A 19,503-nucleotide genomic window follows, 5' to 3' on the forward strand; every position below is an offset into this window, starting at 1 on the left:
ATCGCGCAGAAAACCAGACAACAACGTCCGACCCTCAACCTCCCCGATCACAGCAGTACCGTTCACGGTCATCGAGATTTTCATTAGATTTTCCTCCCTAAAACTTCCGGCTCAACCGCCAAGAACGCGCTTGAGCCAACCTTTCTTTTCCTCGGTCTCTTGATCTGGCTCACCCGGTATCGCCGGGGCCTCGTCCTGCGCTGCTGCCGGTTCGACTTCGACCGCGCTCTGGAAATTCTCGAAGAACTGATCGGCCATCTTTTTGGCCACGCCATCAATGATCCGACCACCCAGTTGCGCCAGCTTGCCACCCACACGGGCATCGACACTATAGGCCAACAACGTCCCTTCAGGCGCGTCAGACAGGGTGACATCGGCAGAACCCTTGGCGAACCCGGCCGCACCGCCTTTGCCCTCACCTGATAGCTTGACGCTTTGCTGATCGACCATGTCAGACAATGTGACCGAGCCTTTGAAGGTGGCTTTGACCGGCCCGACCTTCTGCACCACGGTTGCTTCAAAACCGTCAGCGGCCGTGCCTGACATTTCTTTGCAGCCCGGTACGCAATCTTTCAGTACTTCTGCAGACAACAACGCATCCCAGACTTTGGACCTTGGTGCTGCTATGACGCGGCTATCCTGTAGCTCCATGTCACTCCCTCCAAATTTCCTGCTACGCTACGCGGTGATTGGCGTGCTGCCTATTCGACCTTGGGAGTAGTCAGCGAAGTTTCGGAGGGGTGTGGGTTAAGCCATGGGTTTCAAAGATCTTTTGGATTCGCCCATCTTGCAAAGCAGCATAAATGGCGTCATCGATCGCGTAGCTGAGACCGCGATAGGCAAAATGAACGGCGACGCCGCTGGTCCAGGTGCTGACAGCAAAACCCGGCAGCGGGGGCGTATGGATGTCCAGATCCTGCGTAAGCCCGGCTTCCAGTTGCGCGCGCGGGCCCATGGCCGCCATCGTTTCCCCCTGGGCCAGGGCGGCCATCGCCTGTTCTGCGGTTGGGAACCTGCGCAGATTTTGTGAAAGCTGGCCACCCGGAAAAGATGACAGGTAGAAATCCGCAATCGAGTCGTTTTCCACGGCCACCGTGTCAAACCGGAAATAGGCCGGGACCGGGGGGTTTTCGGGGTAGGCATCGCGGCGATACGCGATGGCGATCTCTTCGTCGTGATATTGCCCGGTAAAGACAACCTGCTCAACGCGGCAGGCGAATTCACTGTCATAGGGGATATGCAGCATCACATTGGCCACGCGACCATTGATCAGCGGGCCTTTCCAGATCCAGTTGCGCAAATCGGCTTCGAGGTTTTCCCCAGCGGCAACCAGATTAAACCTTGGTTCGACCCCCAGATCCTCGGCGATCAGCTTCCCGATTTCGATATCTACGCCCTGTATCTTGCCATCTTTTTCAAACGACCAGGGGGGGAAGTCCTCGTAGGCGGCAAAGTCGATATAGCCGCGCTCGACAATGGTATCGAGATCGGCGCCGACAATATCCCGACTGGCATTTTGAGGTTTAGGTAGAGGCACATGATCTTCGCATCTGGCCAGAGCCGACCCGGTTGAAAGGGCGGCAGCTAACAGGGAGAATAAGAAGAGCGATTTGAACATGTGCCTCAGTCTGCCGTGCTATTGCGCGGCAGACAATCCGATAGTCAGTTGTTCGGCGGCCTCTGCGAAATCAGGGCTGTCACCCGAGATCAGAATAGCGGCGCGCAAGGCGACACTGTCTGCAACCGGCGCGCCCGATCCTGTTTCGATCGAACTGGCAATCTCGTCTAGCTCTGCCTGCAATGCGCTTGCATCTGCATCGCCATCATCCGCCATTCCGGCGAGGATATCCCTGATTTCTTTAAGCCGTTCGGAATGATCATCCAAGGCACCGTCATCGGGACGGGTTTCAATATAGGTCCGGATCGCCCAGGCCGCTTTTTGACCCAGCAGGTCTCCGAAAGCGGGCATTTTGGTAATGCCGTTCTGTGTATAGCCTTCGCGGAAGCGCTCGATGTACCATTCGTCGCCATATTCTTCGGCTTCGAGATAGCGCAGGTCCGGGGCCAGTCCGCCCGAGACACCGCCCAGCCCATGGCACCGGGCACAGTTCTGGTTGTAGCCCGAGTCTCCGATTTCGATGGCCGCTTGCCAAACCTCTTCCCCCTGATCGCGATAGGGGTTTTCGATCAGCCACTCTTCGCTCACGTCGGGCAGAACATCCGTGTTCACCGGTTGCGGCGCGACGTCGCCATGGGCCAGCGCCATGCCTCCGGCGGTGATAGCGCCAAGCACTACACCATAAAATCCAAGACGCATCTTCTCCTCCTTCTGATGCTTTCTCCGGTCATAGCCCAAGCAGAATCGCCGCGAAATTCGACCTTGGTTGCACATCCGCGCCGATTTTCGACTAAGGTCCAATAGGCGCTCGGGGGTGCGGCCTGCTTTAGTCTGGCCGATAGGGAGGAGGCCCATACATGTTCAGGATATTCCGTGTTTTCGCGGTGTTAACCCTGCTGCCCGGTATGGCCATGGCCGAGCTGGAAATCTCGGTCACATATCTGCAGCTTCAGACAACCAGACCGCCGGTTCTGTCCAATCTGGACCCTTTGCCGGAAGATCTGGGTGTATCCGGGGCCGAGCTAGGGCTTGCAGACAATCTGACAACGGCAAAGTTTCTGGGTCACAAATACACTCTGGATGTCCAAACCGTGCCCGAGGATGGTGACTGGCTGGCCGCTGCACGGCAGGCCCTGAGCAGAACCCCTTATTTGATTCTGGACGCTCCTGCTCAGGCGCAGCTTGAGGTTGCGGATTTGCCCGAGGCGGCAGCGGCCGTTTTGTTCAACGCTTCTGCCCCCGAGTTGTCGATCCGGGATGAGGCATGCCGAGCCAATCTGCTGCATACGTTGCCCTCAAATGTCATGAGAACCGATGCGCTGGCACAGTTTCTGGTTAAGCGCCGGTGGCAGAGGCTGGTACTGGTGTCCGGGGTACATCCGGGTGATCAGGCATTTGCAGCCGCGATCAAACGTTCGCTTGAGAAGTTTCGGCTGGATCTAAAAGCAGAGAAAACATGGGTTTTTGACGCCGATCTGCGCCGCAACGCCGCGCAGGAAGTGCCATTGTTTACCCAGGATTTTGGTGATTACGACGTTTTGTTGGTCGCGGATGAATTGGATGATTTCGGCCGTTACATCGCATTCAATACATGGGAGGCACGGCCCGTGGCCGGATCCGAAGGTTTGCAGCCCGTCACATGGTCTCGAGTGGTTGAACAATGGGGTGCGGCGCAGATGCAAAATCGGTTCTTTGACCAGTCCGGCCGGGCAATGAGGCCGAAGGACTACGCCGCCTGGGCTGCACACCGGTCTTTGGGCGAAGCCGTCACGCGCACCAATTCTGACGATCCGGAAACATTGCGGGCGTACATTCTGTCGGACGATTTCGAACTGGCGGGTTTCAAGGGCCGTGCGATGAATTTTCGCCATTGGAATGGTCAGTTGCGCCAACCGATCCCTCTGGTGACGGATCGGGCCGTGGTGGCCATGGCCCCGCTTGAAGGATTTTTGCACCAACGTACCGAGTTGGACACGTTGGGAATCGATCAAGCCGAAAGCCAATGCCAGGCATTCAAGGAGTGATACGGATGAGACTAGCAGCACTTTTTGCAGCAACCGCGCTTTGCGCTCCGGCGGCTGCGGATGAGATTTGGATAAGCAACGAGAAAGACGACACACTAAGTGTAATCGATATTGAAACACTTGAGGTGATCAGAACCATCGAGACAGGAGAGCGCCCGCGGGGCATTACGTTCTCAAAGGACTACTCGGTCCTCTATATCTGCGCATCCGACAGCGATGCCGTGCAGGTTATGGACCCTGAGACCGGTGAGATCCTGCATGATTTGCCATCGGGTGAAGACCCGGAACAATTCGTGCTGCATCCTAATGATCGGCATTTGTATATTGCTAACGAAGATGACGCGATAACAACTGTCGTTGACACCGAGTCGCGCGAAGTGATCGCCCAGATTGATGTTGGGATTGAGCCAGAGGGTATGGCCGTCTCACCGGATGGGAAGATTGCCATTACCACGTCCGAGACGACGAATATGGCACATTGGATCGACGCGGAAACGCGTGAGTTGTTTGCCAACACGTTGGTCGATTCGCGCCCGCGCCACGCGGAATTCCTGAAGGATGGCGCCGAGCTGTGGGTGAGTTCCGAGATCGGAGGCACGATCACAGTGTTTGATGTCGTCTCGCAGACGGAAAAAGCCAAGATCGAGTTTGAGGTTGAAGGTGTACACCCTGACAGGGTGCAACCCGTCGGATTCGAGCTGTCGAACGATGATGAGATCGCCTTTGTCGCCCTTGGGCCGTCGAACCACGTGGCGGCGGTGAATGCCGAAACCTACGAGGTGGAAGACTACATTCTGGTCGGGCGCAGGGTTTGGCACATGGATTTCAACGCGGACAAATCGCTGTTGTTCACCACCAATGGCGTGTCCGGCGACGTGACTGTGATCGACGTTGCCAAACGCGAACCGATCAAGACGATCAAGGTCGGCCGGTTCCCATGGGGCGCGGCTTTCCGCCCAACCAATTGAGCAAAACAGGGAGATTTAAGATGGTTCGACTAACAACGCTGGTCGCGATGTTGGCTTTGGCTGTGCCGACGGCGGCTTTGGCAAATGATGACGACGATGATGATGGGTTTGGCCTCGCGGGTTTGCTGTCAGCCAAAAATAAAGAGGACCTGCCGCCAATCACCTTGTCTGCTGGCGTCCCATTGTCTGAAGCGCCTTGGGAGTTGAAATCCGGCACCTATTACGAGTTCGAGATTCAGGGCGACGGAAGTCAGGAACTTGCCATTGTCGGACCCGAATTCTTCCGTGCGATCTGGGTCGATGAGATTGTGGTTGAAGGGCTGGAAATCCGACCACTTGGTGTCGATTCAATCGAGTTTGACGAGGCAGGCGAGATGGAAATAGGCTTTGTCGCCATCAAGCCGGGCAGTTACTATCTGAAAGTGCCAGGTAGCACCGGTGAAACACAACGGCTGGAGATTACCATTAAGTGACAGGGCTTTCAGTCCGGAATGTCAGCTATGACTATGGCGAAAAACGTGCCCTTGATGATGTGAGTTTTCACGTTCCACAGGGCGCGTTTTGCGCGCTTTTGGGCCCCAATGGCGCAGGTAAATCCACATTGTTTTCGCTGCTTACCCGTTTGTTCACCACGTCGCAGGGGACCATCGAGATTGCCGGGTTCGACATGTCTCGACAGCCTCGGCAGGCGCTGGCGCAGATCGGCGTGGTGTTTCAGCAGCCAACCCTGGATCTGGATCTGACCGTTCACAGAAATCTCAGCTACTTTGCTGCGCTGCATGGGCTCTCGGGTCGCAAGGCCGAGGCGCGAATTGTTGACGCGCTTGACCGGCTGTGCATGCGCGAACGTATGGCTGAGCGGGCGCGCGACCTGAATGGCGGGCATCGCAGACGTCTTGAGATCGCACGGTGCTTGATCCACGAGCCTTCAGTCCTGCTGCTGGACGAACCAACCGTTGGGCTGGATGCGGCGGCGCGTAGCTCGATCACGGCACAGGTGCATGATTTGTCTGCACATAGCGGTCTGACCGTACTTTGGGCCACTCACTTGACCGATGAGATTAAGCCCGATGATCAAATTGCTGTGCTGCACCGGGGTCAGTTGCTGCATCAGGGTATCTGTCGGGATCTGACAGGGGACGCGCCATTGCAACAGGTTTTTCTGTCCATGACTGGCTCGACCGAATGAAAGGCGCGTTTGTTGCTCTGTACGCGATCTTGATCCGCGAGGCGCTGCGTTTCGTGAGGCAACGCAGTCGGTTCATCGCAGCGCTTGTACGCCCATTGGTGTGGCTAATCGTATTCGCGGCGGGGTTCCGCGCGGCGTTAGGCCTGTCGATCACGCCGCCTTATCAGACCTATATCACCTATGAGATTTACATTGTGCCGGGGCTTTGCGGCATGATCATGCTGTTCAATGGGATGCAAAGCTCGCTTAGCCTTGTTTACGACCGCGAAATGGGTTCGATGCGGTTGCTGCTGACAAGCCCATTGCCACGCTGGTGGCTGCTATTCTGTCGGTTGTTGGCCAGCACCACGATCTCGATCCTGCAGGTCTATACCTTTTTGGTCGTCGCCGCGATTTACGGAATTGACATGCCTTGGTTCGGGTATCTGCTGGTTTTTCCTGCGCTGATTGTTGCCGGGCTGATGCTGGGCGCTTTGGGGCTGGCGCTGTCTTCAGCGATCAAACAGCTGGAGAATTTTGCAGGGGTGATGAATTTCGTCATCTTCCCAATGTTTTTTTTGTCGTCAGCACTTTATCCGCTGTGGAAGATGGCTGAGAGTTCAGCTCTGTTGCGCGATATCTGTGCTTTCAATCCGTTTACACACGCGGTCGAATTGATCCGTTTTGCGTTGTATGGCGAATTCAACGGCCCGGCGTTGGGTTGGACGATGCTGGCTGGGCTTGTGTTTCTTTGCCTCGCACTTTGGGGTTATGATCCGGCGCGTGGGATGAAACGAGCGGGGCGGTAGCCCATCTACGACCATAGCGGGGATGAAATGCATGTCCCGATGCGATAGACTGACCTTCTAATCGGAGGGTTCGATCATGATCCGCATTGCATGTTGCCTGCTGTTTCTCGGCACTTCTGCTACGGCACAAACCGTCGAGGATGAGTTCGGGACGCTTAATCCACAGGACAGTGGCTTTGGCCGTGTCATGAGTAACATCGAAAATGGTGTTACGGATATGGCGACCTGTGCCACCGGCTATTACATCACCAAGTCTGGTCGGCATGAAATGGCGCGCACACTTTTCACAAGCTGTGCTGAAGCGGGATATGCCAGCGCGATGACTTGGATGAGCCAGTTAGACAACAACGGGCTGGGTGGAGGATATAACCCCGATGCCGCCGCTGCATGGGATAAGCGGGCGGCGGATATTGGCGATCCGGTCGGCAAGTTTAACTACGGGCTCAATCTGTTGCGGGGGCATGGTGTGCCACAAGATGAACGACTGGGGCGTGCTTATGTGGATAGTGCTGCACAAGACGGGCTGAAAATTGCTAAGCGTCTTCAAGATTCCGGATATGATCCCAACGAAGTTACGCCCGATGCAGATGAATGGAAGTATGCTCCGTTGTTCTAAGTCTTCATTCGATCACGAGCTGTGGCAGCCAGTGATTGTCTGGATCGGATGCGTGAATATCCTGCTTGGAAACAGGCCTTAGATTCCCGCTTTCTGGTGGTGCCGAAAGCAGACCCATATCCATCTCATGCAGGGTGCCGACAAGGCGGTCGCCGTCAATTCGCAGCTGATAGTAAATGCCGTTCCACATATCGATGCCATACTCGGTTGCGCCTTTGTGAATGAACAACAGATCGTATTCCAGATCCGTCAGATCTGTGTGCGACACCTGACGCCGCAGGACATAGGGATAGGGCACGTGACACCAATGCTTGTCCGGTCCCTCCAGACACCGAAACGGTCGCATCGACAGGAAATGTTCGGCGAACGGGTCTGTGCTTAAATCGATGGTGTACGAAACAACCCCTTCGAATTCTGAGAAATTTACATCGCCGATCAGTATCTTGTGATCGGATCTGTCCAGCATGTATATTTGTTTTTGCCCGTCCAGCGGCGCGGCTGGCGCACTTGTTTTAAATCCGAATAGGGCGATCAGAAAACACGCAAAGAACCTCAACATGGCAACCTCCAGACAAAAAAAGTTGCGTCAATCTAGTTGAAATTCGGCATCTGCCTCCTACGACCATTGTGCAATTTCACTGATGGCCCGACCCGCGAATAATACCCTCGCCAACAATCCCGACGCGTCGGAGATTCGGCGTGGAGGAAAGACACAAGTCTAGGGAGGACACCGATGAGCCGGTTTATAATGGCGGTGGTTGCAAGCGTCATAGCGACAAGTGCGGCCTATGCAGAAGTTACCGAAGACGATCTGGCCAATGACCAAACGATCACCAATCAGATCGTTACAAATGGCATGGGACGTCACCTACAGCGCTACAGCCCGCTGGACATGTTGAACAAAGACAATGTTGAGAATCTGCTGCCGGCCTGGGCCTTCAGTCTGGGTGGTGAAAAGCAGCGCGGGCAAGAGACACAGCCGCTGATCTATGACGGCATGATGTATATTACCGGGTCGTATTCTCGCCTTTATGCCATTGATCTGGAGACTGGCAAAGAGGTCTGGCAATATGATGCACGCCTGCCCGAAGGCATTCTGCCTTGCTGTGACGTGGTCAACCGCGGCGCTGCGATCTATGGCGACAAGGTGATCTTTGGCACGCTGGATGCACGGATCGTGGCGCTGAACAAGGACACGGGCGATGTGGTCTGGCGCGACAAGATCGCGGACTACAAGGCGGGCTATTCCTACACGGCGGCTCCGCTGATTGTGGACGGGCTAGTGATCACCGGTAACTCCGGTGGCGAGTTTGGTATCATCGGTGCGGTGCAGGCACGTGACGTAAATACCGGCGATTTGGTCTGGGAACGCCCGGTGATCGAAGGTCACATGGGTACGCTGAATGGCGAAGAAAGCACCATGACCGGCGAGCTGAACGCAACCTGGCCCGGTGACATGTGGAAAACCGGCGGTGGCGCGACTTGGTTGGGCGGATCTTATGACGCCGATACCGATACTTTGGTCTTTGGCGCAGGCAACCCGGCACCGTGGAACAGTTGGTTGCGCGACGCGGGCACCCCGACCGAAGGCAACAAAGGCGACAACCTCTATGCCGCCAGCCGTATCGGAATCGATCCGAAAACCGGCGAGATCAAATGGCACTATCAAACCACGCCCCGAGAGGGTTGGGACTATGATGGTGTGAACGAAGTGGTGGCCTATACTGACCGTGAAGGTAACCAGAGATACGCCACGGCCGATCGGAACGGATACTTCTACGTCCTGAATCGTGAGGATGGCGCCTTTGTGTCGGCTACGCCTTTCGTCAAGGATATCACATGGGCCGATGGCATTGATGAAACCGGTCGCCCGATCTTTAACGAAAGCAATCGACCAGGCAATCCTGCGTCAGCTGCTGATGGTAAGAAGGGTGAAGTGATCTTTGCCTCGCCATCTTTCCTGGGCGGCAAGAACTGGATGCCGATGGCATTTTCACAAAACACCGGCAATTTCTATGTGCCCTCGAATGAATGGGGCATGGATATCTGGAACGAGCCCATCACTTACAAAAAGGGTGCCGCCTATCTGGGCGCGGGCTTTACCATCAAGCCGAACTATGAAGACCATATTGGCTCGCTCAAGGCCATCGACCCAGACACTGGCGAATGGAAATGGGAATACAAGAACGATGCTCCGCTTTGGTCAGGTGTGATGTCGACAGCAGGCGGGTTGGTGTTCTTCGGCACCCCCGAGGGCGAATTCATCGCATTGGATGACGAAACCGGTGAAAAGCTGTGGTCGTTCCAGACCGGCTCGGGCATCGTTGGTCAACCTGTGACCTGGGAACAGGACGGTGAGCAATATGTCTCGGTCATCTCCGGCTGGGGCGGTGCGGTTCCACTCTGGGGCGGCGAAGTGGCCAAGAAGGTCAACTATCTGAACCAGGGCGGCACGTTATGGACCTTCCGTCTGCCGAAAGAGCTCGCCTCGGCGAATTAATAGCTGGTCAGGAAAACCAAAAAACGCGCGTCAGGAATGGCGCGCGTTTCCTCATTTGTACGACTTTCCGACAGTAGGCGTGGTCTGGTCAACTTGATAGGATTGATTAGGTTGGGGCAATTCGATTGCAGAGGCCAGAACACATGCTTGCTGAAGCCACCAGAAAAAACGATTTTGAGAAGGTTCTGATCGTAGACGACCACCCGCTGTTCTGCGACGCGTTGTCCATGACGTTGCAAAGTGTTGCACGGATTGGCGAAATTCATACGGCAGACCGATTGGAAAATGCGATCGAGTTGATTGCAAAAGGGTTTAAGCCGGACGCAGTCATGCTGGATTTGAACTTGCCCGACGTCAATGGGCTTGACGGGCTTATACGCCTCAAATCCGTCGCAAATGTTCCGATTATTGTTGTGTCTTCGCTCTCAGAGCCCCGGATTATCAGTCAGGTTATTAGTGCCGGTGCCACAGGGTATGTTCCCAAACATAGTCAACGCGAAGTCTTTCGCGCCGCAATTGAAACGGTACAGACCGGAGATGTCTTCGTACCCGACGGATGTGCCCTGATCGACGCGAATGAGGATAATGAACATAGCGATGCTGTTAACAAGCTAGCAACTCTGACGAACCAGCAATCGCGGATTTTGCAGCTGATCTGTGAAGGCAAGTTGAACAAACAGATTGCGTATGATCTTTCGATTGCGGAAACGACTGTTAAGGCACATGTTACTGCTATCATGCGCAAACTCGGCGTGCAAAGCCGCACCCAGGCCGTATTGATCGCCAATAAGGCATCGTTTGTGAGCGTCTTGCAAGAATAGGGCCAAACTGCATACTTTCAGATAAAGTCGCGCCTTTTAGGGAGGATGGCTCGATGGACCAAGCTGTTGGGTGGGCTTCGGCCCAGACCCGTTCGCCAGGTATTGTGAGAACAGAGTTTGTCCTCTGTGGCACAGATCAAGCGATCTCTGTGCTGGCAGGGGCATTTGACTGTGACTCGCTTTCTCTGGTCGTCCTGTTCGTAAGTGCCAGCACGGATGCAGACACAGTGATCTCGGAAGCGCGGGCAGTCTTTGCACCAGCACCCGTCGTCGGTTGCACCACTGCTGGTGAGCTTGCCGATTGCGGTTATAGTGAAGATCTGATTGTCGCGATTGGATTTCCCCAGAGTCATTTCGAAGTTCGCACTGTATTAGTTCCCGATCTTGATGACTTTTCGTCTGAGGACATCATTGATGAGATGATCAGGAATCGAAACCAGATGATGACTGCCGCGCCGGATTGGAGGCACGAGTTCACGTTTCTGATGATCGACGGTCTGTCCACCAGGGAAGATGCGCTGACCTCAGAGCTTGCCGTTGGCCTGGGCCCGGTGCCCCTGTTCGGCGGCTCCGCCGGAGACGGAACGCGCTTTGAAAGCACATATGTGCTGTCGGATGGGCAGGCGTTGCAAAATGCGGCCGTCCTTTGCCAGCTGCGCACGCGTTGTCCGATCAAGGTCTTCAAAACTGATCATTTTGTCCCCAGCGCCCAACGCATGGTCGTAACAAAGGCTGACCCGGTGAAGCGCATTGTACAGGAAATCAACGCGGAACCCGCCGCGCGAGAATACGCTCGCATCCTTGGCAAAGATCCTGAACAGCTGACAACGTTTACTTTTGCGGCCCATCCGGTGGTGGTACAGATCGGTGGACAGCATCATGTAAGATCCATTCAAAGGGTCGACGAAAACGGTGACCTGGTGTTCTTTTCCGCGATTGATGAGGGTTTGGTTCTAACCTTGGCTGAACCCAGAGATATGGTGGAACATCTTGAGGAAGAGATTGGACTGCTGATGCAGGATCAAGTGCCAGATACTATTTTGGGCTGTGATTGCATTTTGCGCCGTCTTGAGGCGCAGGAGAAGCAAATGACCGGGGCCATCTCTCGGGTTCTGCGCGAGAACCACGTGGTTGGGTTTTCTACATATGGCGAGCAATTCAACTCGATCCATGTAAATCAAACATTGACCGGGGTTGCGATCTACCCCCCTGACGAAGGGTAGGCGATGATTGAGGCTCTCACCAATCCTGCTGACTCGCTGGCGCGCCAAAACGAAAAGCTCCTGAAGATCGTGGCGGCGCTTATGCGGCGGGTTGAAGAGTCTACGGATGAGTCCGGTGCAGCCTACGCACAGTTTCAAAGGGCGGCGATGCTGGAACAGGAGGTGCGCGCCCGTACGGACGATTTGGAACGGGCGCTGGAGTTGCTCAACGACTCGAATGCCCGGCTGGCCACGGCAAATCAGGAAACCGAAGCCGCGCGGGCAAACCTGACCAACGCGATCGAGACCGTGCAAGAAGGGTTTGCGTTGTTCAACCTCGAAGAAGAGCTGGTCCTGTGTAACAGCCGTTTCGGACTGCATATGCCAGACATTCAGGATCGGTTGTTGCCAGGCTTAAGTTTCACCGAGTATGTCGAGTTGGTCAGCCGATCCAAGTACCTGTCCCTGCCGGATACAGTAACAACCGAAGAATGGGCGCAGCGCAGGTTGGCGCGTCACGCTGATGAGCACGTGGTATTTAACGTTCGGCTAAGTGGCAATCGCTGGTCACAGGTATCTGAACACCGCACACCGGACGGTGGGACCGTTATTCTGCAAACGGATGTCACGGACATCATGCGGATTGAGCGGAAGGAACGGGATCGCATACTGGACGATCAAGCGCGCCTGATCCGTGCCACATTGGAGCATATCGATCAGGGTGTCTGTATTTTCGACAACAAGCTGAGACTGGTCGGCTGGAACAACCGCGCCAGCGAGTTGCTGGTCATTCCCATTTCTCAGTTCCAGATGGGGGCGCAGTTCAAAACCCTGTTTGACCGTCTCAGCACGACAATAAGCTTGGAAGGCGGCGTTGCCGACACAGACCTGCTCGCCTGGGTCAATCATCCGACCAACCGGCCCCCGTTGCAGTTTCAGATGCAAAGTGGCGGATCAAAGATTCTTGCTGTGTTTGCGCAGGAAATGCCTGACCGGGGCTTTGTGATTTCATTTACCGATGTGACTGCCGAACGCCAGTCAGCACAGGCATTGTACGAAGCCAAGGAACTGCTGGAACAACGTGTGGCATCACGCACGATGGAGCTTGCAGATGCGTTGAACGAGGCAGAGCGTGCGAATGCATCAAAATCCCGGTTTGTTGCTGCAGCCAGTCACGATCTGCTGCAACCGTTGTCGGCTGCGAAGCTCTATGTCGCAGCATTGGGCGGCGGATTAGGCAGATCCGAAGCTGGCATTGTCGCTGCAAAAGCCGAAAGCGCGCTAAACAGCGTCGAGCACATTCTTGAAGCCTTGCTTGATATTTCCAAGCTGGATTCAGGGCGCGTATCAGTGCACATGTCGACCGTTTCGATCAAAGAACTTTTCTTGCAGATGGAAGACGCATTTGGACCTGTGGCCCAGGCCAAAGGGCTAGACTTGCGGTTCGTCGCAACCAATGCATTGGTCAGAAGTGACGCCACATATCTGCGCCGGATTCTGCAAAACTTGTTGTCGAATGCGATCCGCTACACTGAAACGGGTAAAGTGCTGGTGGGTGTGCGGCGGCGCGGGGACGGCTTTTTGATCGAAGTCTGGGATACCGGTATCGGGATAGCGTCCCATCATCAAGATTCTGTTTTTCAAGAGTTTCGGCGTCTGAATTCTGACGCCAGCGCAGCCGAAGGGATGGGCTTGGGGTTGGCAATTGTCGAACGCGCCTGCGAATTGCTGAAACATCCCATTCATCTTCGTTCGGAACTTGGCCGCGGAACTGGTTTTTCGATCGGTGTACCGTCAGCCGAACTCATGGCTCCGCAGCAACAAAGCCCGACGGATGCCAGTAAACCGGGTTCCAGTGTTCTTGCCTCGAAAATCGCATTGCTGATTGAAAACGACGAAAGTTTGCGTGGCGCCTTGAGCATGACGATGGAAGCTTGGGGACTACATGTTCTGGAATGTGAGAGCGAGAGCCAGGCGCTCGAGCTACTGCAAGAAATTGATATTTCGCCTGATGTGATCGTCGCTGATTTTCAACTGAGTGGCGGGAAAACAGGAACTGACGCCGTCATGGCGTTGACTGGAAGATTCGGGAAGTTACCAGCCTGTATTGTTTCAGCCAATCGATCAGCTGAACTGACGGAGTTGTGTAAAGAGGCGAACCTGCCCTTACTCTATAAGCCAATCGATACGCAGAACCTAAAGTCTACTCTAGAGGCCAGTATGCGCCCGCGTCCGATGTGACGGAATTGAGATCTGGTTTTGGTTTTCCCCCACTGAAGAGGTCCTCCGCTATGTTTAGGAAAACGGAGGAAACCCATGACAAACAAGCGACCGAAGCCAGAAGAGATTGTCACGAAGTCGCGGTAAGTTGAGGTTCTGACGGGACAAGGAATACCGCGTCTTGATACGATCAGACAGATTGGTGTGACTGAACAAACCTATTACCGCTGGAAGAAGTATGGTGGAATGGGCACGGTGCAATTGAAAGAACTGAAGCGCCATCGACAAACACGGTAAAACCCTGGACTTCATGCTATCCAAACGCAGGAACAAAGTTGCAGCGACGAAGTTCTTCGCTCGTGCGCTTGAGGTGAACGGTTTGCCACGGAAGATTGTCATCGACAAAAGCGGGGCCAACACAGCTGGTATCAAAGCCATAAACAAGATGCTGAAGGGCTTTGGCTGCCCAGTACCAATCGAGATGGTGAGGCGGAAATACCTCAATAACATCATTGAACAAGACCATCGATTCATCAAGCGCCGGATCAGGCCTATATTGGGTTTCAAGGCTTTCGATTCAGCTGCATTTGCCCTAGCCGGTATCGAACTGGTTAACATGATCCGCAAAAGTCAATTCACACCAGGAAACCGTCCCTTTCAACAATTCAAAGATCTGGTCGTTTAACATTACTGGCCAGATGTAATATTCTGAACTTCAATAAGCTTTGCAACAGAACCTGGCCTGTGCATTTGTCGCCGGACTGGACGATCTTACATGCTCACGTGTCCATATGCCTGTATGGCCAACTAACCAGGCACCTTTGTGATGTCGCGCCTGTCCTAATAACTGAGCCTAGAAAATCTGCATGTTGTAAGCGTATTTTACTGGAATTTGCCGTTTGGCGGCGCCAAAACTTCGCAATTTGATGTTTCCCATAGTGAACAAGAGTGTACGATGCGCGCAAATCGGATGAAGTTGAAATGAGCCGGATAGACCATGAGCGAACTTGAAGCGCAGCGCAAAATCTCCATCGAAGCGACACAGAGCGGACCTCCGCCTCGGACGATCAACCCGTTCTTCGGCGTCGGGCCTATCACTGACGTGATTCAGGATGAGGCTGAAGGGCGCAAAAACCGTTTCGACTTTGACCGTTGGTTGGAAGCCACCTATCGCAAGCTTGACGACACCGGCGACGATCTTGGGCCGTTCACAACCGCAGAAATCGGCCGTTCGATGCACCGCGGCTATCCGGCGGACGCAATCCTGCGGGACATGATGTTCCATATCCATCGGTATTTTGGTTTCCCCAAAACAAACCCTATGGCTGTGGGCCTTGGCGGCGGCCATAGCGGCTTCACCGTCGCGATCATGCATCTGATGAACCCGAATCTGGATGGTCAGAAACTGTTCGTCGACACCCCGCGTCCGGAATCGGACGAAGCCACCAAGGGCGGGTTCTTTCGCCAAAGCTGGGGCACACAGATCCTGGAATTGCAGCGATTTGCCGCCAACGGGCACGAAGACAAGGTCGTCTTCGCGGGCGCCGAAGGCACGATCCCGTCAGCGGACGAGCTGGAGGCCATGGGCATCACCCTTTTTGTCGGCGTTGGGCACGAAACCACAGGGGCGACCACATATACAACAGAAGAAGTCACCTCGCTTCTGGAATGGTTGGACCGCGATCCGGCGAACCGGCATGCAATGATTGATGCAACTTCAATGCTGGGCGGGATGCCCTGGCCGCAGAACGTGGTCGAGGCCTTCATGGCCAAATGCAACATTTTCACCCCGTTCCAGAAAGCAATCGGTGGGATTTCGGGTTACTTCCTGGCATCGTTCACCCCAGCAGCGATGCAGCTGATCGAAGACAACCAGAAGAACCCGGCCTGGGCGATTGCGCGCCAGTTGAAACTGGTTGTTCCGACCGATGCCAAAAAGCCGCTGACCGGTGAAAAGACAGTGGGTCTTGGCCCGTTCTATGACGCCGCGGCGGACAAGATGACTGGCGGAGTGATCAACACATTCTCGTCGCTGGCTTTTGCTGAAACGACCTATGGTCTGCTGCGCGTCGAAAAGATGTTTGGCTCGGTTGATGTGATGAACCAGCGCTCTGCCGCCAACCGCGCGCAGATTGATACGTGGCTCGCCGGTCAGGACCTGCTGGTTGCCGGTGTTGGCGATGCACAGAAACGCGGTGCGGCGGTGACCTTGCTGGCGGTGAATGATCCGGGCATCATCGATCCCGCCATCCACGCACGCATCATCGCGCGGTCGAAACAACTGTTGGGCTACGAGGGGTTGACCCATCCAAATGGCGACTATGAACCAGGCCTGGACGCAGCCCGCTACGTAAATGCCTTCCCCGGCACACCTGGCGACTATCGCGCCTGGATCGGTGGCATTCGTGAGCCCGAGGATATCGTGCGACTGCTGGACAACATCTCTTATGCCTATCACCGTGCCAAGGTCGTGGTGCTGGAAGAGGAGCTGGCGGCGCAAGGCATCACCTTCGACGCCTCGACAACAGGTGGTGCGGATCTGCGCCAGGACGATCCGAACCGCGCCTATCGCATTCTGGTGGCGGATCTGGTTGGCCTGAAATTTGGTGCCGACGGGCAGCCGGATGCCTCGGCGGTCAAGGCCTATGTTGAGGAGCAGGGCGCAACCTTCACCTATGGCGGCTGGGATGGGTCCGATTTGCCTGCTGGCCAGCATTTCTTTTACCTGCCAGACCTGTCCACACATGAGGAACTGTCGGCAGCGTGCTGCGGCAATCAATATGATGCGGTCATCGCGGCGGCGACCTTCTTTCCCGAGAATGCAACCTTCCCTGAAGGGGGCGTGCGTATCGGTGCTGGAACCGGCAATATGGCCTGTGCCTGCTGGGGCGGCGGGGATGGTACCGGCGGTTCTGCCCCGCTGATGAACACCCCCAGCTTCAACAGCCGCGCGACGGCACAGACCGCGATGAAGGCTCTGCTGCGTGTTCTGCCCGATCTGAAGGTTGACGAGATGCACAAGCGTGTCGTTGACGGCGACTTTGACACCGGCAAGCACCTGCGCGATTACCCGACCGAAAAGCTGGAAGGCAAAAGACTGGGCGTGATCGGCTACGGCAATATCGGCCGCGAAGTGGCCAAGCTGGGCAAAGCCTTCGGCATGACCGTCGCCATATATGCGCGCGCGCGGCACCGTCAGTGGATTGAAAGCGAAGGTTTCATCTACGCCGCAACTCCGGAAGAGGCCGCCGCAGGCGCGGATGTGTTGTCGCCCCATACCGGTCTTGGTGCCAAGGGTGCGGATGGTGTCTTTGCCAATGCGGGGCTTGTTGGCGCGTCGGTTCTGAATGCCCTGAATGACGGCGCAATACTGGTCAACTACGACCGTGGCGAGGTTGTCGATGCAGACGCGCTGAACGATGCGATGGCTTCGGGCAAAGTGTCCTATGCCGCTATCGATGCCGATCTGTTCATCGCAGAAGATGGCAGCCTGTTTGGTCCGATGGTGCCTTACCGTCCGCTGATCGACGCCTATCCGGGCCGATTGGAGCTGCTGCCCCATGCGGCGGCGGATACCGAGCATACCTCGCGCGTTGAAGGGGCGAAGCAGGCGGTCGATCAGATCCTGTCGGCCATTCGCTATCGCAAAGTCATCAACTGCAAGGGTGATATCCCCAAGGGCTATACCAGCGGCGGCGCCCATACTGTCGCCGGGGTCGGCAAAGTATCCGCCTCTGTGATTGCGTCGGCAGCAGCAGATGCGGATACTCTGATCCGCCTGCGCGACGCGGCTGAAACACTGGCGGCGATCTGGGGTGCTATTGAGTCAACCCGCGATCAGGCCCGTCGGGCGGAACTGATCCAACGGCACGGAGAAGCGCTGACGCTGGCTTCTAACACGCTGCACACAGACTTTGACACATTTGGCCTGGTCGGTGGTTACGATTGATCAGGGTCTGATGGGTAAGTGATACGATGCAAACCGTCCATTGGATGGTTTGCATCCCATACCCGCTGTAGGCATCTGTTTGTGCGACCGCGGAAACACCTGCCAGTATTTCGTGGATGTGTTCCATCCCACGTCCAGCGCGATGCGAGTAGACCACGACGGGAGGTAGATTTCCTCCAAAAGGGCGATCATCACGGTAAAGCGCATACAGGCGCAGCAGGTTTTTGTCTTTCCGTTACCCTGAACCATGATTGGATGCGTTGTCTCATCCATGAACAAGCGCCTGGAATTGAATTTGATGTCCTGGGCCAGCGCATCAAAAGTGGGCGTGGGGTCGCGAAAACCCCCTTTCGTTCAGGGCTTAGAAAGTGACCACAACGAGCCCATTTTGCCCGCTGCTGCGTCATTCATGATTGGCGGATTTGCTCTTCGCTGTTCAGTCGAAATCAATTCCAGTGATGCAACGGTCGATCAGAGTGTCGCCCGTCGCGGGAATGTGCAGACCGTGTCAGCTATGCGTCCGCGATTTCTGAGGATCATAGACGGGGCTTGAAGTGATTGTGGCCGTTGTTTCCAGACCGTCGCCCGACACCATGAGCGTTGTTCCAGCCGAAAGGTCAGGATCTACATGCGCTAGCGCCAGCGATTTGCCCATCCGGTGCGAATAGCAGGGGCTGTTGATTACGCCGACCTCCTGACCATCCAACATCAGGGTTTCTCCGCCTGCGACCATGTCCGGGTGGTCGATGTCGAGGCAAACGTTGTTGACCTTCTCGGCGCCTTTCGCCGCCATGACCGCCGATTTGCCGCGATAGTCACCCTTGGCACTGCTCACCGTGAAGCTCAGGCCGACCTCCCACGGGGTGTTGTCCTGGGTCATGTCGTAGCCGTAGAACAGCAGGCCCGCCTCGATCCGCACCTTGTCGAGCGCGGTGAAGGAACAGGGCATGACGCCTGCCTCGACCAGCTTGTCCCAGATGTCGGCGATCACCGCGCCATCGGCAAAGATCTCGTAGCCACGTTCGCCGGAGTATCCGGTGCGTGAAATCCGGCAAGGATGGCCGAAAAGCGCTGCTGGTGCGTGTTCGAAATAGGCCAGATCGGCCAGGTCGATATCCGTGTGCGCGTTGAGAATCTCCAACGAGGCAGGTCCCTGCACCGACAGATCATGCAGATCATCGGTGAACTGCACCTGAACATCGCGCCCTTCCGCCGAAGCCTCCAGCAGCGCCATCGTGTCGCCAGACCCATGCACGATCATCCATTCGTCACCGCCGTTGTTCGACACGATCGCGTCGTCGGCGATGCCGCCCTGATCGGTGAGAACACACAGGTAAGCTGCCTTGCCCGGTGTAACCTTGGACAGATCCCGCGTTGTTAGGTGATCGAGAACCGCCATCGCGTCCAGCCCGCGTACGAATACCTTTTTCAAAGGCGACATATCGAACATGCCCGCGCGTTCGCGCACCGCGTCGTGTTCGTCATTGGGATCGGTGTCGTAGGTCCAGGCAGTGCCCATTCCGTTCCAATCCTCCAGCCCCGAGCCGAGCGCGATGTGGCGTGAGGCAAGGGCGGATGTGCGGCTAAGCTCTTCGGTCATGGGTGTTC

17 protein-coding genes and 3 pseudogenes are annotated in these 19,503 nt (G+C 55.6%); 13 read left to right on the forward strand and 7 right to left on the reverse strand.

The genetic code is table 11. The features are described from left to right. From AC2FFE_RS03785 to pedF, 4 genes and pseudogenes are all read right to left on the reverse strand, one after another. A pseudogene (locus tag AC2FFE_RS03785) lies at positions 1-84 on the reverse strand ((2Fe-2S)-binding protein); the annotation flags it as partial. 27 nt (positions 85-111) lie between these two features. Next, on the reverse strand, positions 112-651 hold the full coding sequence (locus AC2FFE_RS03790; protein ID WP_496818283.1) for an SRPBCC family protein: 540 nt from the start codon (positions 649-651) through the stop codon (positions 112-114). Positions 652-721: 70 nt separating this feature from the next. Then, positions 722-1,618 (reverse strand): substrate-binding periplasmic protein, encoded by an 897-nt coding sequence (locus AC2FFE_RS03795; RefSeq protein WP_496845904.1) that lies wholly within the window; start codon positions 1,616-1,618, stop codon positions 722-724. 18 nt (positions 1,619-1,636) lie between these two features. After that, positions 1,637-2,317 carry a cytochrome c-550 PedF gene (gene pedF / locus AC2FFE_RS03800; RefSeq protein WP_496845906.1) on the reverse strand — a complete coding sequence of 227 codons (681 nt, stop codon included), beginning with the start codon at positions 2,315-2,317 and terminating at the stop codon, positions 1,637-1,639. A 158-nt stretch (positions 2,318-2,475) separates the two neighbouring features. Between pedF and AC2FFE_RS03805 the strand changes: the two genes are divergently transcribed. The 6 genes from AC2FFE_RS03805 to AC2FFE_RS03830 all read left to right on the forward strand — a co-directional run bounded on the left by AC2FFE_RS03805 (position 2,476) and on the right by AC2FFE_RS03830 (position 7,203). Then, complete coding sequence (locus AC2FFE_RS03805; RefSeq protein WP_496845907.1) at positions 2,476-3,642, forward strand: ABC transporter substrate-binding protein; 1,167 nt, start codon at positions 2,476-2,478, stop codon at positions 3,640-3,642. Positions 3,643-3,647: 5 nt separating this feature from the next. Next, the gene (locus AC2FFE_RS03810; protein ID WP_496845909.1) at positions 3,648-4,610 is read left to right on the forward strand and encodes a YVTN family beta-propeller repeat protein; all 963 of its coding nucleotides are present in this window, start codon (positions 3,648-3,650) and stop codon (positions 4,608-4,610) included. Between the two features lie 20 nt (positions 4,611-4,630). Further along, positions 4,631-5,083, forward strand: coding sequence for a cupredoxin domain-containing protein (locus tag AC2FFE_RS03815; protein WP_496845911.1), 453 nt, complete (start codon positions 4,631-4,633; stop codon positions 5,081-5,083). After that, entirely contained in the window at positions 5,080-5,799 is a 720-nt protein-coding gene (locus AC2FFE_RS03820; RefSeq protein WP_496818277.1) for an ABC transporter ATP-binding protein, read from the forward strand. Before AC2FFE_RS03815 ends, AC2FFE_RS03820 begins: the two co-directional genes overlap by 4 nt. Then, positions 5,796-6,587 (forward strand): ABC transporter permease, encoded by a 792-nt coding sequence (locus AC2FFE_RS03825; RefSeq protein ID WP_496845912.1) that lies wholly within the window; start codon positions 5,796-5,798, stop codon positions 6,585-6,587. Before AC2FFE_RS03820 ends, AC2FFE_RS03825 begins: the two co-directional genes overlap by 4 nt. Positions 6,588-6,663: 76 nt before the next feature. Continuing rightward, complete coding sequence (locus AC2FFE_RS03830; protein WP_496818275.1) at positions 6,664-7,203, forward strand: SEL1-like repeat protein; 540 nt, start codon at positions 6,664-6,666, stop codon at positions 7,201-7,203. Positions 7,204-7,207: 4 nt separating this feature from the next. On the opposite strand, the gene AC2FFE_RS03835 is transcribed toward AC2FFE_RS03830, so the two are convergent. After that, on the reverse strand, positions 7,208-7,762 hold the full coding sequence (locus tag AC2FFE_RS03835) for a hypothetical protein (protein WP_496845913.1): 555 nt from the start codon (positions 7,760-7,762) through the stop codon (positions 7,208-7,210). A gap of 174 nt (positions 7,763-7,936) precedes the next feature. Between AC2FFE_RS03835 and AC2FFE_RS03840 the strand changes: the two genes are divergently transcribed. The 7 genes and pseudogenes from AC2FFE_RS03840 to AC2FFE_RS03870 all read left to right on the forward strand — a co-directional run bounded on the left by AC2FFE_RS03840 (position 7,937) and on the right by AC2FFE_RS03870 (position 17,895). Beyond that, positions 7,937-9,703, forward strand: a complete 1,767-nt coding sequence (locus AC2FFE_RS03840; protein ID WP_496845914.1) for a PQQ-dependent methanol/ethanol family dehydrogenase — start codon at positions 7,937-7,939, stop codon at positions 9,701-9,703. 143 nt (positions 9,704-9,846) lie between these two features. Beyond that, positions 9,847-10,524: a response regulator gene (locus tag AC2FFE_RS03845; protein ID WP_496845916.1), complete on the forward strand. Its 678-nt coding sequence runs from the start codon at positions 9,847-9,849 to the stop codon at positions 10,522-10,524. A 53-nt stretch (positions 10,525-10,577) separates the two neighbouring features. Further along, complete coding sequence (locus AC2FFE_RS03850; RefSeq protein WP_496845917.1) at positions 10,578-11,747, forward strand: FIST N-terminal domain-containing protein; 1,170 nt, start codon at positions 10,578-10,580, stop codon at positions 11,745-11,747. Positions 11,748-11,750: 3 nt separating this feature from the next. After that, entirely contained in the window at positions 11,751-13,967 is a 2,217-nt protein-coding gene (locus AC2FFE_RS03855) for a hybrid sensor histidine kinase/response regulator (RefSeq protein WP_496818270.1), read from the forward strand. A 135-nt stretch (positions 13,968-14,102) separates the two neighbouring features. Continuing rightward, a pseudogene (locus AC2FFE_RS03860) lies at positions 14,103-14,225 on the forward strand (IS3 family transposase); the annotation flags it as partial. Then, positions 14,224-14,631, forward strand: a pseudogene (locus AC2FFE_RS03865) (IS6 family transposase); the annotation flags it as partial. The pseudogenes AC2FFE_RS03860 and AC2FFE_RS03865, both read left to right, overlap by 2 nt. Before the next feature lie 312 nt (positions 14,632-14,943). Continuing rightward, positions 14,944-17,895, forward strand: a complete 2,952-nt coding sequence (locus AC2FFE_RS03870; RefSeq protein ID WP_496818269.1) for an NAD(P)-dependent oxidoreductase — start codon at positions 14,944-14,946, stop codon at positions 17,893-17,895. On the opposite strand, the gene AC2FFE_RS03875 is transcribed toward AC2FFE_RS03870, so the two are convergent. Both AC2FFE_RS03875 and AC2FFE_RS03880 read right to left on the reverse strand, forming a co-directional pair. Further along, positions 17,840-18,115 carry an IS66 family transposase gene (locus AC2FFE_RS03875; RefSeq protein ID WP_496818305.1) on the reverse strand — a complete coding sequence of 92 codons (276 nt, stop codon included), beginning with the start codon at positions 18,113-18,115 and terminating at the stop codon, positions 17,840-17,842. The two genes, AC2FFE_RS03870 and AC2FFE_RS03875, sit on opposite strands and share 56 nt — an antisense overlap. A 288-nt stretch (positions 18,116-18,403) precedes the next feature. Beyond that, the gene (locus AC2FFE_RS03880) at positions 18,404-19,495 is read right to left on the reverse strand and encodes an aminomethyl transferase family protein (RefSeq protein WP_496818268.1); all 1,092 of its coding nucleotides are present in this window, start codon (positions 19,493-19,495) and stop codon (positions 18,404-18,406) included. Positions 19,496-19,503 lie beyond the last annotated feature (8 nt).

This window comes from Ruegeria sp. YTSA168 (assembly GCF_059610045.1).